18 protein-coding genes and 1 tRNA gene are annotated in these 22472 nt (G+C 67.6%); all 19 read right to left on the bottom strand.

Annotation, left to right across the window (positions count from 1 at the left end; genetic code table 11):
- Positions 1 to 10: 10 nt before the first annotated feature.
- On the bottom strand, positions 11 to 2128 hold the full coding sequence (gene pnp, locus LRX76_RS09735) for a polyribonucleotide nucleotidyltransferase (protein WP_231804567.1): 2118 nt from the start codon (positions 2126 to 2128) through the stop codon (positions 11 to 13).
- Positions 2129 to 2279: 151 nt separating this feature from the next.
- The gene (gene rpsO / locus LRX76_RS09730; RefSeq protein WP_231804565.1) at positions 2280 to 2540 is read right to left on the bottom strand and encodes a 30S ribosomal protein S15; all 261 of its coding nucleotides are present in this window, start codon (positions 2538 to 2540) and stop codon (positions 2280 to 2282) included.
- A gap of 146 nt (positions 2541 to 2686) precedes the next feature.
- Positions 2687 to 3604: a tRNA pseudouridine(55) synthase TruB gene (truB, locus tag LRX76_RS09725; protein ID WP_231804563.1), complete on the bottom strand. Its 918-nt coding sequence runs from the start codon at positions 3602 to 3604 to the stop codon at positions 2687 to 2689.
- A 159-nt stretch (positions 3605 to 3763) separates the two neighbouring features.
- Complete coding sequence (gene rbfA, locus LRX76_RS09720; protein WP_231804561.1) at positions 3764 to 4138, bottom strand: 30S ribosome-binding factor RbfA; 375 nt, start codon at positions 4136 to 4138, stop codon at positions 3764 to 3766.
- 78 nt (positions 4139 to 4216) lie between these two features.
- Positions 4217 to 6820 (bottom strand): translation initiation factor IF-2, encoded by a 2604-nt coding sequence (gene infB, locus LRX76_RS09715; protein ID WP_231804559.1) that lies wholly within the window; start codon positions 6818 to 6820, stop codon positions 4217 to 4219.
- Positions 6821 to 6912: 92 nt separating this feature from the next.
- On the bottom strand, positions 6913 to 8424 hold the full coding sequence (gene nusA / locus LRX76_RS09710; RefSeq protein WP_231804557.1) for a transcription termination factor NusA: 1512 nt from the start codon (positions 8422 to 8424) through the stop codon (positions 6913 to 6915).
- A gap of 4 nt (positions 8425 to 8428) precedes the next feature.
- Positions 8429 to 9016 (bottom strand): ribosome maturation factor RimP, encoded by a 588-nt coding sequence (rimP, locus tag LRX76_RS09705; RefSeq protein ID WP_231804555.1) that lies wholly within the window; start codon positions 9014 to 9016, stop codon positions 8429 to 8431.
- A 216-nt stretch (positions 9017 to 9232) separates the two neighbouring features.
- A tRNA-Met gene (locus tag LRX76_RS09700) sits at positions 9233 to 9309 on the bottom strand.
- A 67-nt stretch (positions 9310 to 9376) separates the two neighbouring features.
- Positions 9377 to 10837 carry an NADH-quinone oxidoreductase subunit NuoN gene (gene nuoN / locus LRX76_RS09695; protein WP_231804553.1) on the bottom strand — a complete coding sequence of 487 codons (1461 nt, stop codon included), beginning with the start codon at positions 10835 to 10837 and terminating at the stop codon, positions 9377 to 9379.
- 34 nt (positions 10838 to 10871) lie between these two features.
- Entirely contained in the window at positions 10872 to 12377 is a 1506-nt protein-coding gene (locus LRX76_RS09690) for an NADH-quinone oxidoreductase subunit M (RefSeq protein ID WP_231804551.1), read from the bottom strand.
- 20 nt (positions 12378 to 12397) lie between these two features.
- Positions 12398 to 14530: an NADH-quinone oxidoreductase subunit L gene (gene nuoL / locus LRX76_RS09685; protein WP_231804549.1), complete on the bottom strand. Its 2133-nt coding sequence runs from the start codon at positions 14528 to 14530 to the stop codon at positions 12398 to 12400.
- Between the two features lie 7 nt (positions 14531 to 14537).
- Positions 14538 to 14843 carry an NADH-quinone oxidoreductase subunit NuoK gene (gene nuoK, locus LRX76_RS09680; protein ID WP_231804547.1) on the bottom strand — a complete coding sequence of 102 codons (306 nt, stop codon included), beginning with the start codon at positions 14841 to 14843 and terminating at the stop codon, positions 14538 to 14540.
- A complete protein-coding gene (locus LRX76_RS09675) occupies positions 14840 to 15499 on the bottom strand; it encodes an NADH-quinone oxidoreductase subunit J (RefSeq protein WP_231804545.1) in 660 nt (219 codons plus the stop codon). The genes nuoK and LRX76_RS09675 overlap by 4 nt, the downstream gene beginning before the upstream one ends.
- 4 nt (positions 15500 to 15503) lie before the next feature.
- Complete coding sequence (gene nuoI, locus LRX76_RS09670; protein WP_231804543.1) at positions 15504 to 15992, bottom strand: NADH-quinone oxidoreductase subunit NuoI; 489 nt, start codon at positions 15990 to 15992, stop codon at positions 15504 to 15506.
- 4 nt (positions 15993 to 15996) lie between these two features.
- Positions 15997 to 17088 carry an NADH-quinone oxidoreductase subunit NuoH gene (gene nuoH, locus LRX76_RS09665; RefSeq protein WP_231804541.1) on the bottom strand — a complete coding sequence of 364 codons (1092 nt, stop codon included), beginning with the start codon at positions 17086 to 17088 and terminating at the stop codon, positions 15997 to 15999.
- Positions 17085 to 19319 (bottom strand): NADH-quinone oxidoreductase subunit NuoG, encoded by a 2235-nt coding sequence (gene nuoG, locus LRX76_RS09660; protein ID WP_231804539.1) that lies wholly within the window; start codon positions 19317 to 19319, stop codon positions 17085 to 17087. Before nuoG ends, nuoH begins: the two co-directional genes overlap by 4 nt.
- Entirely contained in the window at positions 19316 to 20650 is a 1335-nt protein-coding gene (nuoF, locus tag LRX76_RS09655) for an NADH-quinone oxidoreductase subunit NuoF (protein WP_231804537.1), read from the bottom strand. The genes nuoG and nuoF overlap by 4 nt, the downstream gene beginning before the upstream one ends.
- Before the next feature lie 4 nt (positions 20651 to 20654).
- Positions 20655 to 21182 carry an NADH-quinone oxidoreductase subunit NuoE gene (nuoE, locus tag LRX76_RS09650; RefSeq protein ID WP_231804535.1) on the bottom strand — a complete coding sequence of 176 codons (528 nt, stop codon included), beginning with the start codon at positions 21180 to 21182 and terminating at the stop codon, positions 20655 to 20657.
- Positions 21179 to 22408: an NADH-quinone oxidoreductase subunit D gene (locus LRX76_RS09645; RefSeq protein WP_231804802.1), complete on the bottom strand. Its 1230-nt coding sequence runs from the start codon at positions 22406 to 22408 to the stop codon at positions 21179 to 21181. Before LRX76_RS09645 ends, nuoE begins: the two co-directional genes overlap by 4 nt.
- Between the last annotated feature and the right edge of the window lie 64 nt (positions 22409 to 22472).

Below are 22472 nucleotides of genomic sequence, written 5' to 3'. Positions count from 1 at the left end.
GGCCGGCCGATTACTCGGCGGCGACCACGCCGGCGGCGGCGTCTTCTTCCACGGCCTTGATCGACAGGCGGATGCGGCCCTGCTTGTCCACTTCCAGCACCTTGACCTTGACCAGGTCGCCTTCCTTCAGCTTGTCGGACACCTTCTCCACGCGCTCGCTGGAGATCTGCGAGACGTGCACCAGGCCGTCCTTGCCCGGCAGGATGGTCACGAACGCGCCGAAGTCCATGATCTTGGCGACCTTGCCCTCGTAGATCCGGCCCGGCTCGACGTCCGAGGTGATCTGCTCGATGCGCGACTTGGCCGCCTGCGCGGCGATCGCGTTGACCGAGGCGATGACGATGGTGCCGTCGTCCTGGATGTCGATCTGGGTGCCGGTCTCCTTGGTGATGGCCTGGATGGTCGAGCCGCCCTTGCCGATCACTTCGCGGATCTTGTCCGGGTGGATCTTGATGGTCAGCAGGCGCGGCGCGTAGTCGGACAGCTCCGAGCGCGGCGTGGTCAGCGCCTTGGACATCTCGCCGAGGATGTGCAGACGGCCGGCCTTGGCCTGCTCCAGCGCCTGCTTCATGATCTCCTCGGTGATGCCCTCGATCTTGATGTCCATCTGCAGCGCGGACACGCCCTCGGCGGTACCGGCGACCTTGAAGTCCATGTCGCCGAGGTGATCCTCGTCGCCCAGGATGTCGCTCAGCACGACGAAGCGATCGTCTTCCTTCACCAGGCCCATGGCGATGCCGGCCACCGGCGCCTTCACCGGCACGCCGGCGTCCATCAGCGACAGCGACGAGCCGCACACCGAGGCCATCGACGAGGAACCGTTGGACTCGGTGATCTCCGAGACCACGCGGATCGTGTACGGGAACTCCTCCATGCTCGGCATCACCGCCAGCACGCCGCGCTTGGCCAGGCGGCCGTGGCCGATCTCGCGGCGCTTGGGCGCGCCGAAGCGGCCGCACTCGCCCACCGAGTAGGGGGGGAAGTTGTAATGGAACAGGAAGTTTTCCTTGTACTCGCCGGAGACCGCGTCGATCACCTGGCCGTCGCGGGCGGTGCCCAGCGTGGTGACCACGATCGCCTGGGTCTCGCCGCGGGTGAACAGCGCCGAGCCGTGGGTGCGCGGCAGCACGCCGGCCTTCACGCTGATCGGGCGCACGGTGTCCAGCGCACGGCCGTCGATGCGGACCTTGGTCTCCAGCACCGAGTCGCGCATGGTGTGGTATTCCAGCTCGCCGAACTCCTTGGCCAGGTCGGCCGGGTTCCAGCCCTCGGCCTCGACGCGGCCGGCGAGCGCCTCGACGGCGTCCTTCTTGATCGCGGCGATGGCATCGCGGCGCTGCAGCTTGTCGCGCACCTGGAAGGCCTCGGCCAGCTTGCTGCCGACGGTTTCCTTCAGCGCGGCGATCAAGGCCTCGTTCTTGGCCGGGGCGACCCACTCGGACGGCTTGGTGCCGGCTTCCACGGTCAGCTCGTTGATCGCGTTGATGACCTTCTGCATCTCGCGATGGCCGAAGGTCACCGCGCCCAGCATCACTTCCTCGGACAGCAGCGCCGCCTCGGACTCCACCATCAGCACCGCGTTGGCGGTACCGGCCACGACCAGCTCCAGCTGCGATTCCTTCAGCTCGGCGGCGGTCGGGTTGAGGATGTACTCGCCGTTCCTGTAGCCGACCTTGGCCGCGCCGATCGGGCCCTTGAACGGGGTGCCGGCCAGCGACAGCGCCGCCGAGGCGCCGATCAGGGCCGGGATGTCGCCGTCGATTTCAGGATTCAGCGACATCACCGTGGCGATGATCTGGATCTCGTTCTTGTAGTCCTCCGGGAACAGCGGACGGATCGGACGATCGATCAGGCGCGAGATCAGCGTCTCCTTCTCGGTCGCACGGCCTTCGCGCTTGAAGAAGCCGCCCGGGATCCGGCCGCCGGCGTAGAACTTCTCCTGGTAATCCACGGTCAGCGGGAAGAAGTCCTGGCCCTCGCGCGCGCTCTTGGCGGCGACAGCGGTGACCAGCAGTACGGTGTCGTCCATCTTGACGATGACGGCGCCGCTGGCCTGACGGGCGACCTCGCCCGTCTCCAGAGTGACGGTGTGCTTGCCGTACTGGAAGGTTTTGGTGATTTTTGCCACGGGGGTTTCCTTGGATGATGCTTTCTGCGATGGACCGTTCTCGACCCTTGCCGAGGACGGGTGGCCGAGCGGGTCCGGCCGGCGGTAGTACGGATTACGAACAGCCAAAATGAAGCCGCGGCGCATCGCTGCGCCGCGGCGGATGGTTCGGTTAGCGGCGCAGGCCGAGTTTCTCGATCAGTGCCTTGTAGCGGTCGGCGTCCTTGCCCTTCAGGTAGTCGAGCAGGCTGCGGCGGCGGTTGACCATCTGCAGCAGGCCGCGGCGGCTGTGATGATCCTTCTTGTGGGTCTTGAAGTGCTCGGTCAGCAGCTCGATGCGGGCGGTCAGCAGGGCGACCTGCACCTCCGGCGAACCGGTATCGTTGCCGCTGCGCTTGTTGTCTTCAATGACTTTCTGGGTGTCGATGGACATGGAATTTTCTCGGAAGATGCGTGGCCCGCAGGAACGTGTCTGGACGCACCGCGTGACTCGCCGTTGGCTTGGGATGCGCACTGGGCGCGAGATGCCGTAAAAGGCCGCGAAATTGTACCGGCGTTGGGGGCGGCGGACAAGGCGCCTCAAGGCTCCCGGGCGAGATTGAACAGCCGCTGCGGCGACAACAAACCTGAATGATCGATCCGGCCGAGTCCGACCGGCTGTCCGCCGGCGTCGAACACCGCCACCTCCCCTGCGGCAAACCCGGCATCGCGCTGCCGCTGCCCCATGCGGAAACGCCGTACCCGCTCGCCGTCGAGCTCGATGCGCGGATGGCCGGCCAGGCCCGCGGCCAGTGGCAGCAGCCACGGCCCCGCGGCGTCCTCGTCGGCGGCGAGCGCATCGCGCAGTTCGTCCAGGGTGACCATCCGCGGCTGCCTGAACGGGTCGACCCACAGCCGTCGCAGCGCGGCGATGTGCGCGCCGCAGCCCAGCGCCTCGCCCAGGTCGCGCGCCAGGCTGCGGATGTAGGTGCCCGATCCGCAGGTGACGCGCAGTCGCAGGCGTTCGCCCGCGTGCTCCAGCACCTCGATGGCATGCACCTGCACCTCGCGCTCGGGCGCCTCGATCGCCTCGCCGCGCCGGGCCTTGGCGTACAGCGGCTCGCCGCCCTGCTTGAGCGCCGAGTAGATCGGCGCGCGCTGGCGGATGCGCCCGCGCAGCGGCGCCAGCGCCGCCTCCAGCGTGGCCGGGCCGATCGCCGGCACCTCGCGCACGCGCAGCACCGCGCCGTCGGCATCGTCGGTGTCGGTGGTGATGCCGAGCACGATCTCGGCGTCGTAGGCCTTGTCCGCCCCCAGCAGCTGGCCGGCGATCTTGGTGGCTTCGCCCAGGCACAGCGGCAGCAGGCCGGTGGCCAGGGGATCCAGGCTGCCGGTATGGCCGCCCTTCTCGGCGCGCAGCAGGCGCCGCACCGCCTGCAGCGCCTGGTTGGAACTCATGCCGGACGGCTTGTCCAGCAGCAGGATGCCGTCGACACGGCGGAACGGGATTCGGGGCATCGCGGTTGATCGTTTGATGGGCCTGGACAGCGCCGATCCGCGGCAGGCAGGACCACGCGCCGGATCACGCCCGGCCCGATGGCTGGACCGTGGGAACGCCGGCTCGTCCGGGACTGGACGGCCGTCGCCGACGATGCCCGCGCCGGCCCGGGAAGCGACTCAGCGCCCGCTGTCGCCGTCGCTGCCCGTGTCGGGCAGTTCGCGCAGCAGGTTCTCGATGCGCTCGCCGCGGTCCACCGAATCGTCGTAGTGGAAGTGCAGCTCGGGCACGTGGCGCAGCTTCATCGCATGGGCCAGCTGCATGCGCAGCTCGTAGCCGATGTCCTTCAGGCCCTTCATCGCCTCGGCCGAACGCTCCGGCTGCAACGCCGTGACGAACACCTTGGCATGGGCCAGGTCGCGGGTGACCTCGACGTCGGACACGCTGATCGACGGCAGGCCATGCTCGCGCACGGCGGCGTGCACCAGCGTGCCCAGTTCGCGGCGCAGCTGGGCCGACACGCGGTCGGTACGGTGGAACGATTTGGTTGGCATGGTGCAATCCTCCATACGGGCATCCGGATCGGCTGCCGCCCCGGAAGGAGCGGCAGCGTCGTCGCGGACCGTGCCCGGTTACAGCGTGCGCTGGACCTCGATGCGCTCGAAGCACTCGATCTGGTCGCCGGGCTTGACGTCGTTGTAGGCCTTCACGCCGATGCCGCACTCGGTACCGCTGCGGACCTCCTCGACGTTCTCCTTGAAGCGGCGCAGCGACTCCAGCTCGCCCTCGAACACGACCACGCTGTCGCGCAGCACGCGGATCGGCTTGTTGCGCTTGACCACGCCCTCCACGACCATGCAGCCGGCGACCGCGCCGAACTTGGAGCTGCGGAACACGTCGCGGACCTCGGCGATGCCGATGATCTCCTCGCGGATCTCCACGCCCAGCAGGCCGGACGCCACCTGCTTCACCTGGTCGATCACGTCGTAGATGATCGAGAAGTAGCGCAGGTCCACGCCGTTGGCCTCGATGATGCGCCGCGCCGAGGCGTCGGCACGCACGTTGAAGCCGATCACCGTGGCCTTGGAGGCCACCGCCGAGTTGGCGTCGGACTCGGTGATGCCGCCCACGCCGGAGTGGATCACGTTGATGCGGATCTCGTTGTTGGACAGCGCCACCAGCGCCTGCTTGAGCGCCTCCACCGAGCCCTGGACATCGGCCTTGACCACCAGGTTGAGCACCTGCTGGCCTTCGCCCTTGCCCATCTGCGCCATGATGTCTTCCATGCGGCTGCCGGCGGACTGCACCAGGCGCGACTCGCGGCGCTTGGTCTCGCGCTGCTGCGCCACGTCCTTGGCCAGGCGCTCGTCGTCGACCACGACGAAGTCGTCGCCGGCGTCGGGCACGCCCGACAGGCCCAGCACCTGCACCGGGATCGACGGCCCCGCCTGCTCGGGCTGGGCGCCGGTCTCGTCGAACAGCGCGCGCACGCGGCCGTACTGGGTGCCGCACACCAGGTAGTCGCCCTTCTTCAGGCTGCCCTGCTGCACCAGCACCGTCGCCACCGGGCCGCGGCCCTTGTCCAGCGAGGACTCGATGACCACGCCGCTGGCGCGGCCTTCCGGCGAGGCCTTGAGCTCGAGCACTTCGGCCTGCAGCGAGATCGCGTCGAGCAGCTCGTCCACGCCCTGCCCGGTCTTGGCCGAAAGCTCGACGAACTGGGTGTCGCCGCCGAATTCCTCGGCCACTACGTCCTCGGCCAGCAGTTCGTTCTTCACCCGCTGCGGGTCGGCATCGGACTTGTCGATCTTGTTGATCGCGATGATCAGCGGCACGCCGGCCGCCTTGGCATGCTGCACGCCCTCCTTGGTCTGCGGCATCACGCCGTCGTCGGCCGCCACCACCAGCACCACGATGTCGGTGATCTTGGCGCCACGCGCGCGCATCGAGGTGAAGGCGGCATGGCCGGGGGTGTCGAGGAAGCTGATGACGCCCTTGCCGGTCTGCACGTGGTACGCGCCGATGTGCTGGGTGATGCCGCCGGCCTCGCCCGAGGCGACCTTGGTGCGGCGGATGTAGTCCAGCAGCGAGGTCTTGCCGTGGTCGACGTGGCCCATGATGGTCACCACCGGCGGACGCGGGCGCTGCTCGCCCTGCGTCTCCTCGGTCTGCGCCAGCAGCACCTCTTCGACGTCGTCGGTCCCGGCACGCACGACCTTGTGGCCCAGTTCCTCGGTCACCAGTGCGGCGGTATCGAAATCGATGGTCTGGGTGATGGTGGCCATCACGCCCATCTTGAACAGCGCCTTGACCACCTCGCCGCCCTTGAGCGCGAGCTTCTGCGCCAGGTCGGCCACGGTGATGGAGTCGCCGATCGCCACCTCGCGCACCACCGGTGCGGTGGGACGCTCGAAGCCGTGGCTGCCGCCGCCGTTGCGCGACTGGTCGCCCTGCCGGCGCGAACCCGGCCTGGGCTTGCCGCGCACGTTGCTGCGACGGGCACGGTCGGCCGCGGACAGGTGCAGCTTGCCGCCGAAACGACTGGCGGCGTCGTCTTCCTCGCCGCTGCGCGGCTTGTGCTTGCGATCGTCGGCGGCACGCGGCGGTGCCTTCGGCGCGGCCGCAGCAGGCTGGCGCACCGGCCTGGATGCCGGCGCCTCCTCCGGACCGCCAGCAACAACCTTGGCGGCGGCTTCGGCCGCCTTGCGCTCGTCCTCGACGCGCTGGCGCTCGGCCTCTTCCTGCTTGCGCTTGCGCTCGGCCTCCTCGGCACGCTGGCGATCGATCTCGGCCAGGCGCTGCTGTTCTGCCAGGTTGCGCTGCTTGGATTCCTCCAGCTTGCGCAGGATCTCGGCGCGCTCGTCATCCACCGGCCCGGTCGTCGCCGCCGGCCTGCGCGCCTCGCTCTCGGCCGCCGCCTTGACGTAGGTGCGCTTCTGCCGCACCTCGACGTTGACGGTGGTCTTGCTGCGCCCGGCACTGACCGTGACTTCCTGCAGCTTGCGGCGATTGAGCGTGATCTTCTTCGGCGCGGCCTCGGCGGCCTCCGCCGGCGCTTCGCTCTTGCCGTGGGTGCGGCGCAGGAAGCCAAGCAACTTCATCTTCTCGGTACTGGTCACGGCCTGGTCGGGACCGCTGAACTTCATGCCGGCCTCGGCCAGCTGTTCCAGCAGTTTCTCGACCGGCGTATTGACCAGCTCGGCAAGCTTGCGGATGGTGGTGGTTTGCTGCGACATTCGGATCCTATGATCTAGTTGGCGCCCCCTCGCATGCGAAGGAAGCGCGGATTTTAAGCCCTGATCGGGTCAGGGCGGTGTTCATCGCCGGCTCATTCGCCGCGCTCCAGGCGAGCGATCTCCTCGGCACGAGCGGCCAGGATCAGCGCCGCGGCGCGCTCCTGGTCCAATCCCTCGATGCCGAACTCGGCGATCTCGTCGGCCGCCAGGTCGGACAGCTCCTCGCTGGTGCGCACGCCATGCGCGGCCAGCGCGTGGGCGGTGTCCTCGTCCATGCCTTCCAGCGCCAGCAGGTCCTCGGCGGGCTGGTCGTCGCCATGCTCCTCCTCGGCCGCCAGCGCCTCGTTGAGCAGCGCATCGCGGGCGCGGGCGCGCAGTTCCTCGACGATGTCCTCGTCGAAGCCCTCCACCGCCAGCAGCTCGCCGACCGGCACGTAGGCCACTTCCTCGACGGTGTTGAAGCCCTCCGACACCAGGATGCCGGCGATCTCCTCGTCCACTTCCAGCTTCTCCATGAACAGCTGGCGGGCCACGGCCTGCTCGGCCTCGCTCTTGGCCTGCACCTGGTCGGCGGTCATCACGTTGAGCTGCCAGCCGGTCAGGCGGCTGGCCAGGCGCACGTTCTGGCCGCCCTTGCCGATGGCCTGCGCCAGCCGGTCCTCGGCCACCGCCAGGTCCATCGAGTGCTTCTCCTCGTCGACGATGATCGACTGCACCTCGGCCGGCGCCATCGCGTTGATGACGAAGTTGGCCGGGTTCTCGTTCCACAGCACGATGTCCACGCGCTCGCCGTTGAGCTCGTTGGACACCGCCTGCACGCGCGAACCGCGCATGCCGATGCAGGCGCCGATCGGGTCGGTGCGGTTGTCGTGGGCGAGCACGGCGATCTTGGCGCGGTCGCCGGGATCGCGCGCGCAGGCCTTGATCTCGACCAGGCCCTGGCCCACTTCCGGCACTTCCAGCTTGAACAGCTCGATCATGAACTCCGGCGCGGCGCGGCTGATGAACAGCTGCGGGCCGCGCGGCTCGGAGCGGACCTCGGCCAGGTAGCCACGGATGCGGTCGCCGGCGCGCACGACGTCGCGCGGGATGCCCTTGTCCTTGGGAATGAAGCCTTCGGCATTGCCGCCCAGGTCGACGTAGACGCTGCCGCGCTCCACGCGCTTGACCACGCCGGTGATCAGCTCGCCGACACGGTCCTTCCACGCGTCGACCACCTGCTGGCGCTCGGCCTCGCGCACGCGTTGCACGATCACCTGCTTGGCGGCCTGCGCGGCGATGCGGCCGAAGTCCGGGTTCTCGATCTGCTCCTCGATGTAGTCGCCGACCTCCACGCCGTCGGCCTCGTCGACCGCGTCCATCATGCGGATCTGGCGGTCCGGGGACTCCATCACCACGTCGTCGGGGACCACTTCCCAGCGGCGGAAGGTCTCGTAGCTGCCGTCCTTGCGGTCGATCGACACGCGCGCCAGCACGTCCTGGTCGGGATAGCGCTTCTTCGCCGCCGAGGCCAGCGCGGCCTCGATGGCTTCGAAGATCACTTCGCGCGGCACGCCTTTCTCGTTGGCGACCGCGTCCACTACCAGCAAAAGTTCCTTGCTCATTTGGTTACTCCGGGCGCGGCTTTTGGGCCGCTGGCTCGTTGGATGGTTTCTTGTTCGGCTTGCCCGCCTTGCCGGCGGCGGGCCTGCCTGGTTTGCGTGGAGCGAGACCCAGCGCTTCCCAGTCGGGAACGATGCGGGCCTTGTCGATATTGTCGAACGCGACGACGAACTCGGTGCCGTCCACCTCGAACGTGATCGATCCGTCGTCCTCCACCCTGGCGATCCGCCCCTGCAGCCGGCGGCGACCGTCCTGCGGCAGCTTCAGCCCGACCTTGGCCGACTCGCCGACATGGCGCAGGAACTGCGCCGCGGCGAACAGCGGCCGGTCCACCCCGGGAGAAGACACCTCCAGAGTGTAGTTGCCGCTGATCGGGTCCTCCACATCGAGCTGCGCGGAAACCTCGCGGCTCACGCGCTCGCAGTCGTCGACATTGACCACGCGCCCGGGCTGCTCGGCCACGGGAACGTCGATGTAGAGGCGCAGCGTTGCACTGCCCGGTGCCGGAAGATATTCCGCACCCAGCAGTTCCAGCCCCAGCGCATGCACGGTGGGAGCCAGCAGATTCGCGATTTCCGTTGCCTTGTCGCTCACGGCCTGCCTTGTTGGTGATTGGTGGATCCCTTGCCAACCTGCCCCGAGGCGTTTCCCGAACTCCGGAAACGACAAAGGGCCCGTTGGGCCCCTTGTCCGGTACGACTCCGGTCACGCTGGATTCCGGTTGCAAAGACGGGAACATGCGTCTTCGCGAAGCCCGAGCTTTTCGAAAAACCGGGACCAAAACATCTTGATCCCGGCATTCGCAAAACTTGGTAGCGGGGGCAGGATTTGAACCTGCGACCTTCGGGTTATGAGCCCGACGAGCTGCCAGACTGCTCCACCCCGCAGCAGAGAAAGAGATTATGACGATTCCGCCCCGGGATTGCAAGCCCGAAATCGTCTTTTGTCATTGGATCACGTCAATTGCGAGAAAGCCTGCTGGCACCAGGCGATGATGCTGTTGAGGAACAGTGGCGACACCAGCAGCAACAGCGCGTTGACGCTCAGCACGAGGCCCAGCACGCGGTCGTTGTTGGCGGGCAGCGGCTCGCCCACCGGCTCGTCGAAATACATCACCTTGACCACGCGCAGGTAGTAGAACGCGCCGATCACCGCGCACACCACGCCCAGGATCGCCAGCCACAGCATGCCGCCGTTGATGGCCGCGCCCAGCACCGCCAGCTTGGTCCAGAAACCCAGGAACGGCGGCACGCCCGCGAGCGACATCATGATCAGCAGCACCAGCCCCGCCATCCACGGGTTGCGCGCGTTCAGGCCCTTGAAGTCGTCGATGTTCTCGGCCTCGAAGCCGCCGCGCGACAGTGCGATGATCGCGCCGAACGAGGCGGTGGACATCAGCGCGTAGCCGATGGCGTAGAACAGCGAGGCGGAGAAACCCTCCTGCCCGCCGCCGGCCACGCCCAGCAGCAGGAAGCCGATGTGCGAAACGGTCGAGTACGCCAGCATGCGCTTGAGGTTGCCCTGCGCCACCGCCATCAGGTTGCCGACCACCAGCGACAGCGCCGCCAGGCCGCCGATCAGCCAGTGCCACTGCTCCGACAGCGGGCCCACGCCCACTTCCAGCAACCGGTAGGCCATGCCGAACGCGGCCAGCTTGGGCGCGGAACTGATGAACAGCGCGATCGGCGCCGGCGCGCCCTGGTACACGTCCGGCAGCCACATGTGGAACGGCGCCGCGCCCAGCTTGAAGGCCACGCCGGCGATCATGAAGATCGTGCCGGTCAGCAGCAGCGTGCGCTCGGACGAATCGGCGATGGCATCGTGGATGCCGGCCAGGCCGAGCGTGCCGGTGGCGCCGTAGATCAGCGACATGCCGTACAGCAGCAGGCCCGAGGCCAGCGAACCGAGCACGATGTACTTCATCGCCGCCTCGGTCGCCAGGCGGTTGTCGCGGTTGCAGGCCACCAGCGCGTACGAGCACAGCGCCAGCAGCTCCAGCCCCAGGTAGGCCATCAGCAGGTTGCCGGCCGAGACCAGCACCATCATGCCGGCGGTGGCGAACAGCACCAGCACCGGGATCTCGCCCTGGTAGAGGTCGCGCTCGCGCAGGTAGCTCCAGCCGTACACCAGGGTCAGCGCGCTGAGCAGCACGATCACCGTGTTCATCACGTCCGAGGCGGCGTCGCGCACGAACATGCCATGGAAGACCTCGCCCTGCCCGCCGGTGCCGGTGACGAGCAGCGCGAAGGCCGCGGCCAGGATCGCCACCGACAGGACGTGCGTCCAGATCTTCTGCTTCTGGCTGATGAACAGGTCCAGGATCAGCAGTACGAATGCACCGCCGATCACCACCAGCTCGGGCACGAGCGGTGCGATATCGGCGGCGGTCAACGGCAGGGACGTCGGCGTGGTCATCATCAAATCCTGGAAATCAGTACGTTCGCGGCGATCACAGCTTGCTGACCGCGATCTGCGAGACCAGCTTGGCGATCGACGGCTCCATCAGGTCGGTCAGCGGCTTGGGATAGAAGCCCAGCACCAGCACGCCGATGGCGAACACGCCCAGCACCAGCCACTCGCGCCCGTTGAGGTCCTTCAGCCCGGCGACGTGGGCGTTGGCCACCTCGCCGAAGAACACCCGCTTGTACAGCCACAGCGTGTAGGCCGCGCCGATGATCAGCGTGGTGGCCGCACCCAGCGCCACCAGCGGATGCTTCTGGAAGCTGGCCAGGATGATCATGAACTCGCCGACGAAGCCGCTGGTGCCCGGCAGGCCGGCGTTGGCCATGTAGAACAGCATGGCGAAGGTGGCGAACCACGGCATCACGTTGGCCACGCCGCCGTAGTCGGCGATGCGGCGGGTGTGCATGCGGTCGTACAGCACGCCGACGCAGGAGAACATCGCGCCGGAGACGAAGCCGTGCGAGATCATCTGCACCATCGCGCCCTGCAGGCCCAGGCGGGCGGCATCGATGCTGCCGTAGTCGCGCACCAGGGTGAAGGCGATGAAGCAGCCCAGGGTGACGAAGCCCATGTGCGCGATCGACGAATAGGCGATCAGCTTCTTCATGTCGCTCTGCACCAGCGCCACCAGGCCGACGTAGATCACCGCGATCAGCGACAGCGCGATCACCAGCCAGGCGAACTGGTGGCTGGCGTCGGGCACGATCGGCAGGTTGAAGCGCAGGAAGCCGTAGCCGCCGATCTTCAGCGCGATCGCCGCCAGGATCACCGAGCCGGCGGTCGGCGCCTCCACGTGCGCGTCCGGCAGCCAGGTGTGCACCGGGAACATCGGCACCTTGACCGCGAAGGCGATCAGGAAGGCGAAGAACAGCCAGGTCTGCTCGCGCGCGGTCAGCTGCAGCGCGTACAGGTCGGCCAGCTGGAAGCTGCCGCCCTTCAGGTACAGGTAGATCAGCCCGACCAGCATGAACAGCGAACCGAGGAAGGTGTAGAGGAAGAACTTCAGCGCCGCGTAGATGCGCCGCGGCCCGCCCCATACGCCGATGATCAGGAACATCGGCACCAGCATCGCTTCGAAGAACACGTAGAACAGCATCGCGTCGGTGGCGGCGAAGATGCCCACGGTCACGCCTTCCAGGATCAGGAACGAGGCCACGTACTGGTTGACCCGCTTCTGGATCGAGGTCCAGGCGCCGACCAGCGCCAGCACCGTGACCAGCGTGGTCAGCACGATCAGCGCCACCGCGATGCCGTCCACGCCCAGGTTGTAGCCGATCTTGAAGGCCGGGATCCACGCGTGCTGCTCGACGAACTGCAGCGCGTCGGTGCCACGGTCGAAGCCGGTCCACAGCGGCACGCTCAGCACGAAGGTCGCCAGGGCGACCGCCAGCGCCGCCCAGCGGGCGATGCGTGCGTCGCGCAACGCGAGGATCAGGATGCCGCCGAGGATCGGCAGCCAGATCAGGACACTCAGTAGGGGCCAGTTCGACACGTCTTCTTATTCCGTACAGGTCAACGCCAGAAATGCATCAGGACTGCCAACAGGGCAATCAGGCCGATGATCATCGCGAAGGCGTAGTGATAGAGGAAACCGGATTGCGTGCGACGCAACAGGTTGGCCGCCAGGTCGACCAGGCGTGCGGTGCCATTGACCGCCACGCCGTCGACGAGCTTGCCGTCGATGCCGTTGGCGACCCGCCCCAGGACGACACCGCCTCCGGCGAAACCATTGATCCACAGCTTGTCGAAACCGTACTTGTTCTCCAGCAGCCACACCACGGGCGCGAAGAACCTGCGCGCGCGCGGCGCCAGCGACGGCTTCCACAGGTACATCAGCGCCGCGAGCAGGAAGCCGGCCACGGTCAGCAGGAACGGCGCGGTGGTCATGCCATGCAGGGCGAAGGCGACCGGACCGTGGAACTCCTCGGCCAGTGCGCCGACGGTATCGCGCGCCGGATCGTGGAAATCGACGATGCCGGTGAAGAACGATACGGTCTGGCCCTTGATCGCCTCGGCGGCGTGGTGGCCGGCCCAGTCGGTGCCGAACAGCATCGGCCCGATGGTGAAGAAGCCGATCGCGATGGACGGGATCGCCAGCAGGATCAGCGGCACGGTCACCACCCACGGCGACTCGTGCGGCTCGTGCGCGCCATGGCCGTGGCCGTGGTCCTCGTCATGGGCGTGCACCTGTGCCTCGGCGTCGGCGTGCTCGGCGTCGGCATGCGCATGCGCGCCGTGGCCGTGGCCGTCGTCGCGGAAGCGCTCCTTGCCGTGGAAGGTCAGGAACAGCAGGCGGAAGCTGTAGAAGCTGGTCACCAGCACGCCGCCCAGCACCGCCCAGTAGCCGTAGGTGGCGATCCAGCCCGGCGCCTCATGGGCGTGGTGCGCGGCCGCCTCGATGATGCTGTCCTTGGAATAGAAGCCGGAGAAGAACGGCGTGCCGACCAGCGCCAGCGTGCCGATCCACATGGTGACGAAGGTGATCGGCATGTACTTGCGCAGCCCGCCCATCCTGCGCATGTCCTGCTCGTGGTGCATGGCGATGATGACCGAGCCGGCGCCCAGGAACAGCAGCGCCTTGAAGAAGGCGTGGGTCATCAGGTGGAACACCGCCGCCGAGTACGCCGACACGCCCAGCGCCACGGTCATGTAGCCCAGCTGCGACAGCGTGGAATAGGCGACCACGCGCTTGATGTCGCTCTGCACGATGCCGATCAGGCCGGTGAAGAACGCGGTGGTGGCGCCGATGAACAGCACGAAGTTCAGCGCGGTCTCGGACAGCTCGAACAGCGGCGACATGCGCGCCACCATGAAGATGCCGGCGGTGACCATGGTCGCGGCGTGGATCAGCGCCGAGATCGGGGTCGGGCCTTCCATCGAGTCAGGCAGCCACACGTGCAGCGGCACCTGCGCCGACTTGCCCATCGCGCCGATGAACAGGCAGATGCAGATCAGCGTGGTCACGCTCCACAGGTGGCCCTCGAACAGCTGCACCTGGGCACCGGCCAGCAGCGGCGCATTGGCGAACACGGTGGCGTAGTCGAGCGTGCCGAACCACAGCAGCACGCCGGCGATGCCGAGCAGGAAGCCGAAGTCGCCGACGCGGTTGACGATGAACGCCTTCATGTTGGCGAAGATCGCGGTCGGGCGCTTGAACCAGAAGCCGATCAGCAGGTACGACACCAGGCCCACCGCTTCCCAGCCGAAGAACAGCTGCAGGAAGTTGTTGCTCATCACCAGCGTGAGCATGGAGAAGGTGAACAGCGAGATGTAGCTGAAGAAGCGCTGGTAGCCGGGATCGTCGGCCATGTAGCCGACGGTGTAGATGTGCACCAGCAGCGACACGAAGGTCACCACCACCATCATCATCGCGGTCAGCCGGTCGACCATGAAGCCGACGTGCGCCGAGTAGCTGCCGACGTCGAAGAACGTGTACAGGTTCTCGTTGAACGGCGCCGCGCCCTGCCCCAGCAGCTGGTACAGCGTCCAGCACGACAGCGCGCAGCTGACCGCCACGCCGAGGATGGTGACGAACTGCGCGCCCTTGCGCCCGACCTGGCGGCCCAGCAGTCCGGCGACGATGCTGCCCAGCAGCGGCGCCAGCACCACCGCGATCAGCAGACCCTTGGAGAGAGTGGTTTCCATCTTCGGATCAGCCCTTCAGCGAATCGACTTCGGCCACATTGATCGTGCGGCGGGTACGGAACAGGGTCACCAGGATCGCCAGGCCGATCGCGGCCTCGGCGGCGGCCACGGTCAGGATGAAGAACACGAACAGCTGCCCGGCCGTGTCTCCCATCTCGCGCGAGAAGGCGATGAAGTTGATGTTGACCGACAGCAGCATCAGCTCGATCGACATCAGCAGCACGATGACGTTCTTGCGGTTGAGGAAGATGCCGGCGAGGCTGATGCAGAACAGCACCGCGCCCAGCGACAGCATGTGGCCCAGGGTGATCATGGCTTGGCCTCCGGGGAAGCGGGTTCGGCGGCCGGCGCGGCGCCGGGGCGCGCTTCGGCCTGCATCTTGACCATGCGCAGGCGGTCGCCGGCCTTGACCCGGGTCTGTGCGCCGATGTCCTGGCGCTTGACGCCCTCGCGCTTGCGCAGGGTCAGCATCACCGCCGCGACCACCGCCACGGTCAGGATGACCGCGGCGAACTCGAACGGCAGCAGGTACTCGGTGAACAGGCTACGCGCCAGCCAGGTGATGTTGGAGCTGTCGGCGGCCTGCGCGGCGGCGTTGTCGGCCGGGAACGGTGCCTGGCTGCGCGCCTTGACGCCGATCAGCACCAGCATCTGCACCAGCATCGCGATCGCCACGATCGCGCCGACCGGCAGGTAGCGCACCCAGCCTTCGCGCAGCTTGTCGGTGTCCAGGTCGAGCATCATCACCACGAACAGGAACAGCACCATCACCGCGCCCACGTACACCAGCACCAGCGCCACGCCGAGGAACTCGGCACCGACCAGCAGCCAGATGCAGGCCACGGAGAAGAACGTCAGGATCAGGCTCAACACGGCGTAGACCGAGTTGCGCACGCTGATCACCGCGCCGGCGGCGACCACCGCGACGGCGGAAAAGACGTAGAAGGCGATATTGACCCAGTCCATCATGACCTCAGCGGAAAGCGGAGTCGGCGGCGCGGCGCTCGGCGATCTCGGCTTCCAGCCGGTCCCCCAGTGCCAGCAGCTGCGGCTTGGTGACGACGTTCTCGCCGCGGTTCTCGAAGTGGTACTCGTGGATGTGGGTCTCCACGATCGAGTCCACCGGGCAGCTCTCCTCGCAGAACCCGCAGTAGATGCACTTGAACAGGTCGATCTCGTAGCGGGTGGTGCGGCGGCTGCCGTCCTCGCGCTTGGTCGAGTCGATGGTGATGGCCAGCGCCGGGCACACCGCCTCGCACAGCTTGCAGGCGATGCAGCGCTCCTCGCCGTTGGGATAGCGGCGCAGCGCGTGCAGGCCGCGGAAGCGCGGCGACTGCGGGAACTTCTCCATCGGGTACAGCACGGTGTACTTGGGCTTGAAGGTGTACTTGAGCGTCAGCCACAGGCCGCCGAGCAGCTCCAGCAGCATCAGACTCTTGAAATAGTGGGTAATCTTGTTCATCGCGTCAGACACCCTTCTGGATCACGCCGTAGAACACCATCAATGCCGTCACCGCGATCCATGCGATGGTCAGCGGAATGAACACCTTCCAGCCCAGGCGCATGATCTGGTCGTAGCGGTAGCGCGGGAAGCTGGCGCGGAACCAGATGTACGCGCTGGCGAAGAACAGCACCTTGAGCAGCAGCCACGGCCAGCCGCCGGTCCAGATCCAGTTCACCCACGGCGACACGTCGGCGGTGATCCAGCCCTGGATCGGGCTCAGCCAGCCGCCGAGGAAGAAGATCGAGATCAGGAAGCTGACCAGGATCATGTTGGCGTATTCGGCCAGGAAGAACAGCGCGAACGAGCCGCCGGAGTATTCGACCATGTGGCCGGCGACGATCTCCGACTCGCCCTCGACCACGTCGAACGGGGCGCGGTTGGTCTCGGCCACGCCGGACACCCAGTAGACGATGAACAGCGGGAACAGCGGGATCAGGAACCAGTCGAGGAAGCCGGAGTCGCCCTGCTGCGCCAGCACGATCTGGCTCAGGTTGAGGCTGCCGGCGGCGATCATCACGCCGACCAGGGCGAAGCCCATCGCGATCTCGTAGCTGACCACCTGCGCGGCCGAGCGCATCGCGCCCAGGAACGCGTACTTGGAGTTGGACGCCCAGCCGGCGAGGATGATGCCGTACACGCCCAGCGAGGTCATCGCCAGCAGGTACAGCAGGCCGGCGTTGGCGTTGGACAGCACGATCCTGTAGTCGAACGGCACCACAGCCCAGGCGGCGAACGACGGCGCCAGCACGATCAGCGGCGCCAGCAGGTAGATCAGCTTGTGCGAGCTGCTGGGCTGGATGATCTCCTTGGACAGCAGCTTGAACACGTCGGCGAAGGCCTGGAACACGCCCATGCCGACGTACATCGGCCCGTGGCGCACGTGCATCCAGCCGATCAGCTTGCGCTCCCAGACCACGTAGAAGGCCACCGCCACGATCACCGGCACGGCGATCAGCAGGATCTTCAGCACGATCCACAGCACCACGCCGATATCGCCCAGCCCCAGGAACCACTGGTGCAGCGGATCGACCGCGTTCAACAGCATCTCGTTCATGCGGACACCACCGTTACCCGACCGGCGCCCAGCGGCGCGGTCGCGCCATGGCCGGTTTCGATCCAGACCGTTCCCTGCGCCACCCGCCCATCGATCTCGACCGGCAGCGTGGCGGTGCCGGCGGCGGCGCCGACCTTGGCCATCTGCCCGGCCGCCAGCTGCAGGCGCTGCGCGTCGGCCAGCGCGACCACGATGCGCGGCGCGACATTCAACGGATGCGCCTGCAACGCGGCGGCGCGGCGCACTACCGCATCGGTGCGGTAGATGGCTGCGGTCGCGGCCACTTCCAGGCCCTCGTCGCCGACGACAGGCCTGGCCGAGGCGGCCACGGCCACCTGGCGCGGCGCCAGCGTGCCGCGCAGGCCCGCCAGGTCGGTGAAGTCGAAGCCCGGCAGCTGCAGTTCGCCGCCCAGCGCACGCAGCACGCGCCAGCCCTCGCGGGCCTCGCCCGGCAGCTTGCCGGCGGCCCTGGCCGCCTGGTCGCGGCCGTCGAGGTTGGTCAGCGTGGCCTCGATCTCGGGCAGCGCGCCGACCGGCAGGATCACGTCGGCCACGTCGCGGGTGGAGGCACAGGCGAACTGGCTGAACGCCACCACGCGGGCACCGGCCAGCGCCTTGCGCGCGGCGGCGGTGTCGGCGAAGTCCAGGCCCGGCTCGATGCCGTACAGCACGTAGGCCTTGCGCGGGTCGGCCAGCATCGCGGCCGCGTCGCGCGCGCCCGGCAGCACGCCACGGCGTGCCAGGCCCAGCGCGTTGGCGCCCTGCGGGATACGGCACAGCGCGGCCCCGGTGGCGTCGGCGAAGCGGCGCGCGGCGGCGCGCAGCGCGGCGGCCTGCGGGTGGTTCTCGACCAGCGCGCCGACGATCAGCACCGCGCGACCGGCGCCCTTGACCGCCTCCAGCAATGCGGCATCGTCCAGCGCCTCGGCGTAGCGCGACGGCGGCACGATCTGCTTGCCGGCCTGGGCGAACGCGAAGTCGAAATCGACCGGGTTGATCGAATGGATCCTCGCCCCGTTGCGGGTCTGCGCCTTACGCAGCCGCGCATGCAGCAGCGGCAGCTCGTGGCGCAGGTTGCTGCCGAGTACGACGATCACGTCGGCCTGCTCGATCTCGGCCAGCGGCAGCGCGAACGGCTCGGCGACGGCGGCATCGGAGAAGTCGCGGCCGAGGATGCGGTGGTCCAGGTTGCCGCTGTCCAGCCCGGCGGCCAGGCGCGCCAGCAGCTCGCCTTCCTCGTTGGAAGTGGCCGGATGCGCCAGGACGCCGAGGTCGTCGCCGCGGTTGTCGCGCAGGATCTGCGCGGCGGTGGCCAGCGCCTCGGTCCAGGAGACCTCCTGCCACTGCCCGTCCACCTTCTGCAGCGGCTTGACCGCGCGGTCGGCGCTGTACAGGCCCTGGTGCGAGTAGCGGTCGCGGTCGGACAGCCAGCACTCGTTGACCGCCTCGTTGTCGCGCGGCACCGCGCGCAGCACTTCGCCGCGGCGCACGTGCAGGAACAGGTTGCTGCCCATGGCGTCGTGGTAACCCAGCGACTCGCGCGCCTGCAGCTCCCACGGACGGGCGCGGAACTGGAACACCTTGTTGGTCAGCGCGCCGACCGGGCACACGTCGATGACGTTGCCCGACAGTTCGGTGGTCAGCGGCTTGCCGTCGTAGGTGCCGATCTGCAGGTTCTCGCCGCGGTACATGCCGCCCAGCTCGTAGGTGCCGGCCACGTCCGCGGTGAAACGGATGCAGCGCGTGCACTGGATGCAGCGGGTCATCTCGGTGGCGACCAGCGGGCCGATGTCCTCGTCGGGCACCACGCGCTTGCGCTCGTTGAAGCGGCTGACCGAGCGGCCGTAGCCGAGCGAGACGTCCTGCAGTTCGCACTCGCCGCCCTGGTCGCAGATCGGGCAGTCCAGCGGGTGGTTGATCAGCAGGAATTCCATCACCGAGCGCTGGTACTTGAGCGCCTTTTCGTTGCGGGTCTGGATCTTCATGCCGTCCATCACCGGCGTGGCGCAGGCCGGCGACGGCTTGGGCGACTTCTCGACATCGACCAGGCACATGCGGCAGTTGGCCGCGATCGGCAGCTTCTCGTGGTAGCAGAAGCGCGGGATCGGGATGCCGGCCTTGTCGGCTGCCTGGATGATCATCGAGCCCTTGGGCACGACCAGGCTCTGGCCGTCGATCTCGATGGTGACGTGGTCGGGCGGCACGTTGGGGTTCACCGGTTGGGCGCTCATGCGGCCGCTCCCAGTTGCGCGTCGACGATCGAACGACCGTTGACGATGTAGTACTCGAACTCGTCCCAGAACTGGCGCAGGAAGCCCTGGATCGGCCACGACGCCGCCTCGCCGAAGGCGCAGATGGTGTGGCCCTCGATCTGTCCGGCGATGTTCTTCAGCTGGTGCAGGTCCTCCATCGTCGCCTTGCCGGCGACGATGCGCTCGAGCACGCGGTGCATCCAGCCGGTACCCTCGCGGCACGGGGTGCACTGGCCGCACGATTCCTTGTGGAAGAACTGCGAGATGCGGCAGGCGAAGCGCACGCAGCACACGGTGTCGTCCAGCACCACGATCGCGCCCGAGCCCAGGCCGGTGCCGAGCGCGCGCAGGGTGTCGTAGTCCATCTGCAGCCCCTTGAGCTGCTCGGCCTTGAGCACCGGCATCGACACGCCGCCCGGGATCGCCGCCTTCAGCGTGCGGCCCGGACGCAGGCCGCCGGCCATTTCCAGCAGTTCGTCGAAGGTGGTGCCCAGCGGCACCTCGAAGTTGCCCCCCTTCTGTACGCAGCCGGAGACCGAGAAGATCTTCGGGCCGCCGTTGGCGGTCTTGCTCAGGCCCTTGAACCACTCCGGGCCGTTGCGGATGATCGCCGGCACCGATGCGTAGGTCTCGGTGTTGTTGATGGTGCTGGGCTTGCCGTACAGGCCGAAGTTGGCCGGGAACGGCGGCTTGTAGCGCGGCTGGCCCTTCTTGCCTTCCAGCGACTCCATCAGCGCGGTCTCTTCGCCGCAGATGTAGGCGCCGGCGCCCAGCGCGGCGTAGATATCGATGTCCACGCCGCTGCCAAGCACGTCCTTGCCCAGCCAGCCGTTGGCGTAGGCGTCACGCAGCGCCTGCTCGAAGTGCTCGAACGGCTCGTGGTGAAACTCGCCGCGCAGGTAGTTGTAGGCCGTCTTCGAACCGGTGGCATAGCAGGCGATCGCCATGCCCTCGACCACCGCATGCGGGTTGTAGCGCAGGATGTCGCGGTCCTTGCAGGTGCCCGGCTCGGATTCGTCCGAGTTGCACAGGATGTACTTGACCGGCGCGTCCTTGGGCATGAACGACCACTTCAGCCCGGTCGGGAAGCCCGCGCCGCCGCGACCGCGCAGGCCGGACTGCTTGACCATCTCGACCACGTCGGCCGGCGCGATCTTCTCCTCGAGGATCTTGCGCAGCGCGGCGTAGCCGCCGGTCTTGAGATAGTTCTCGTACGACCACGGGGTGTCGTAGTGCAGCGTGGTGTAGACCACCTGGTGCGGCTGCGGTGCCGGCCCGACCGGCCCCTTGGTTTCTTGGTGATGTGCCATGCCGTTACTCCAGCCCGTCCAGCAGCTCGTCGACCTTCTCGACGGTCAGGTGCTCGTGGTAATGGCCGTTGATGACCATCATCGGCGCACCGGCGCAGCCGGCCAGGCACTCTTCCTCGCGCTTGAGGTAGACGCGGCCGTCGGCGGTGGACTGGCCCAGCTTGCAGCCGAGCTTCTTCTCCGCATGCGCGACCAGGCCCTCGGCGCCGTTGAGCCAGCAGCTGATGTTGGTGCAGAAGGCGACGTTGTTGCGCCCCACCCGCTCGGTCTCGAACATCGAGTAGAAGCTGGCGACCTCGTAGGCCCACACCGGCGGCAGGTCCAGGTACTTGGCCACCGCGGCGATCAGCTCGTCGCTGAGCCAGCCCTGGTTCTGTTCCTGCGCCGCATGCAGGCCCTGCAGCACCGCCGAGCGCTTGCGCTCGGGCGGGAACTTGCTGGCCCAGTGGTCGATGTGGGCGCGCGTCTGATCGCTCAGCACCACCATCGGATCGACGTCGCGCGCCGCTTCGAAATTGCCTGTCGCCTTCATCGGTCGACCTCACCGAACACCAGATCATAAGTACCGATCATCGCCACCACGTCGGCCAGCAGGTGCCCGCGCACCGTGACGTCGATCGACGACAGGTGGGCGAAGCCGGGCGCGCGCAGGTGCACGCGGAACGGCTTGTTGGCGCCGTCGGACATCAGGTAGCAGCCGAACTCGCCCTTGGGCGCCTCCACCGCGGCGTAGGTCTCGCCGGCCGGCACGCAGTAGCCCTCGCTGAACAGCTTGAAGTGGTGGATCAGCGCTTCCATGTCGTCCTTCATGTCCTCGCGGCTGGGCGGGGCGACCTTGAAGTTCTTGACCATGACCGGGCCGGGGTTGGCCTTGAGCCACTGCACGCACTGCCGGATGATGCGGTTGGACTCGCGCATCTCGGCGATGCGCACCAGATAGCGGTCGTAGCAGTCGCCTTCGCGGCCGACCGGGATGTCGAAATCGACCGCGTCGTACTTGGCGTAGGGCTGCTTCTTGCGCAGGTCCCACTCGATGCCCGAACCGCGCAGCATGACACCGGTCATGCCCCAGGCCTTGGCCAGCTCCGGGCTGATCACGCCGATGCCGACGGTGCGCTGCTTCCAGATGCGGTTGTCGGTGAGCAGGGTCTCGTACTCGTCCACCCGCCCCGGGAAGGTGTTGGTGAAGTCCTCGAGGAAGTCGAGCATCGAGCCCTCGCGCGCCTGGTTCAGGCGCTTGAGCGCGTTGCCCTTGTGCCAGCGCGACTCCTTGTACCTGGGCATGCGGTCGGGCAGGTCGCGGTAGACGCCGCCGGGACGGTAGTAGGTGGCGTGCATGCGCGCGCCGCTGACCGCCTCGTAGCAGTCCATCAGCTCCTCGCGCTCGCGGAAGGCGTACAGCATCACCGCCATCGCGCCCAGGTCGAGCGCGTTGGAGCCGACCCACATCAGGTGGTTCAGGATGCGGGTGATCTCGTCGAACATGGTGCGGATGTACTGCGCCCGCACCGGCGCCTCGATCCCCATCAGGGTCTCGATCGCGCGCACGTAGGCGTGCTCGTTGCACATCATCGACACGTAGTCCAGGCGGTCCATGTAGCCGATCGACTGGTTGAACGGCTTGGACTCGGCCAGCTTCTCGGTGCCCCGGTGCAGCAGGCCGATGTGCGGGTCGGCGCGGACCACGGTCTCGCCGTCCATCTCCAGGATCAGGCGCAGCACGCCGTGCGCGGCCGGATGCTGGGGGCCGAAGTTCATCGTGTAGTTGCGGATCTCCTGCCGGGCCTCGGCGGGATTGCTCGCAAAGGCCTGCCGGGCCTGG

The sequence above is a fragment of the Stenotrophomonas sp. MMGLT7 genome (assembly GCF_021168555.1).
Classification (GTDB): Bacteria; Pseudomonadota; Gammaproteobacteria; order Xanthomonadales; family Xanthomonadaceae; genus MMGLT7.
This window is presented reverse-complemented; position numbering and strand designations above follow the sequence as displayed.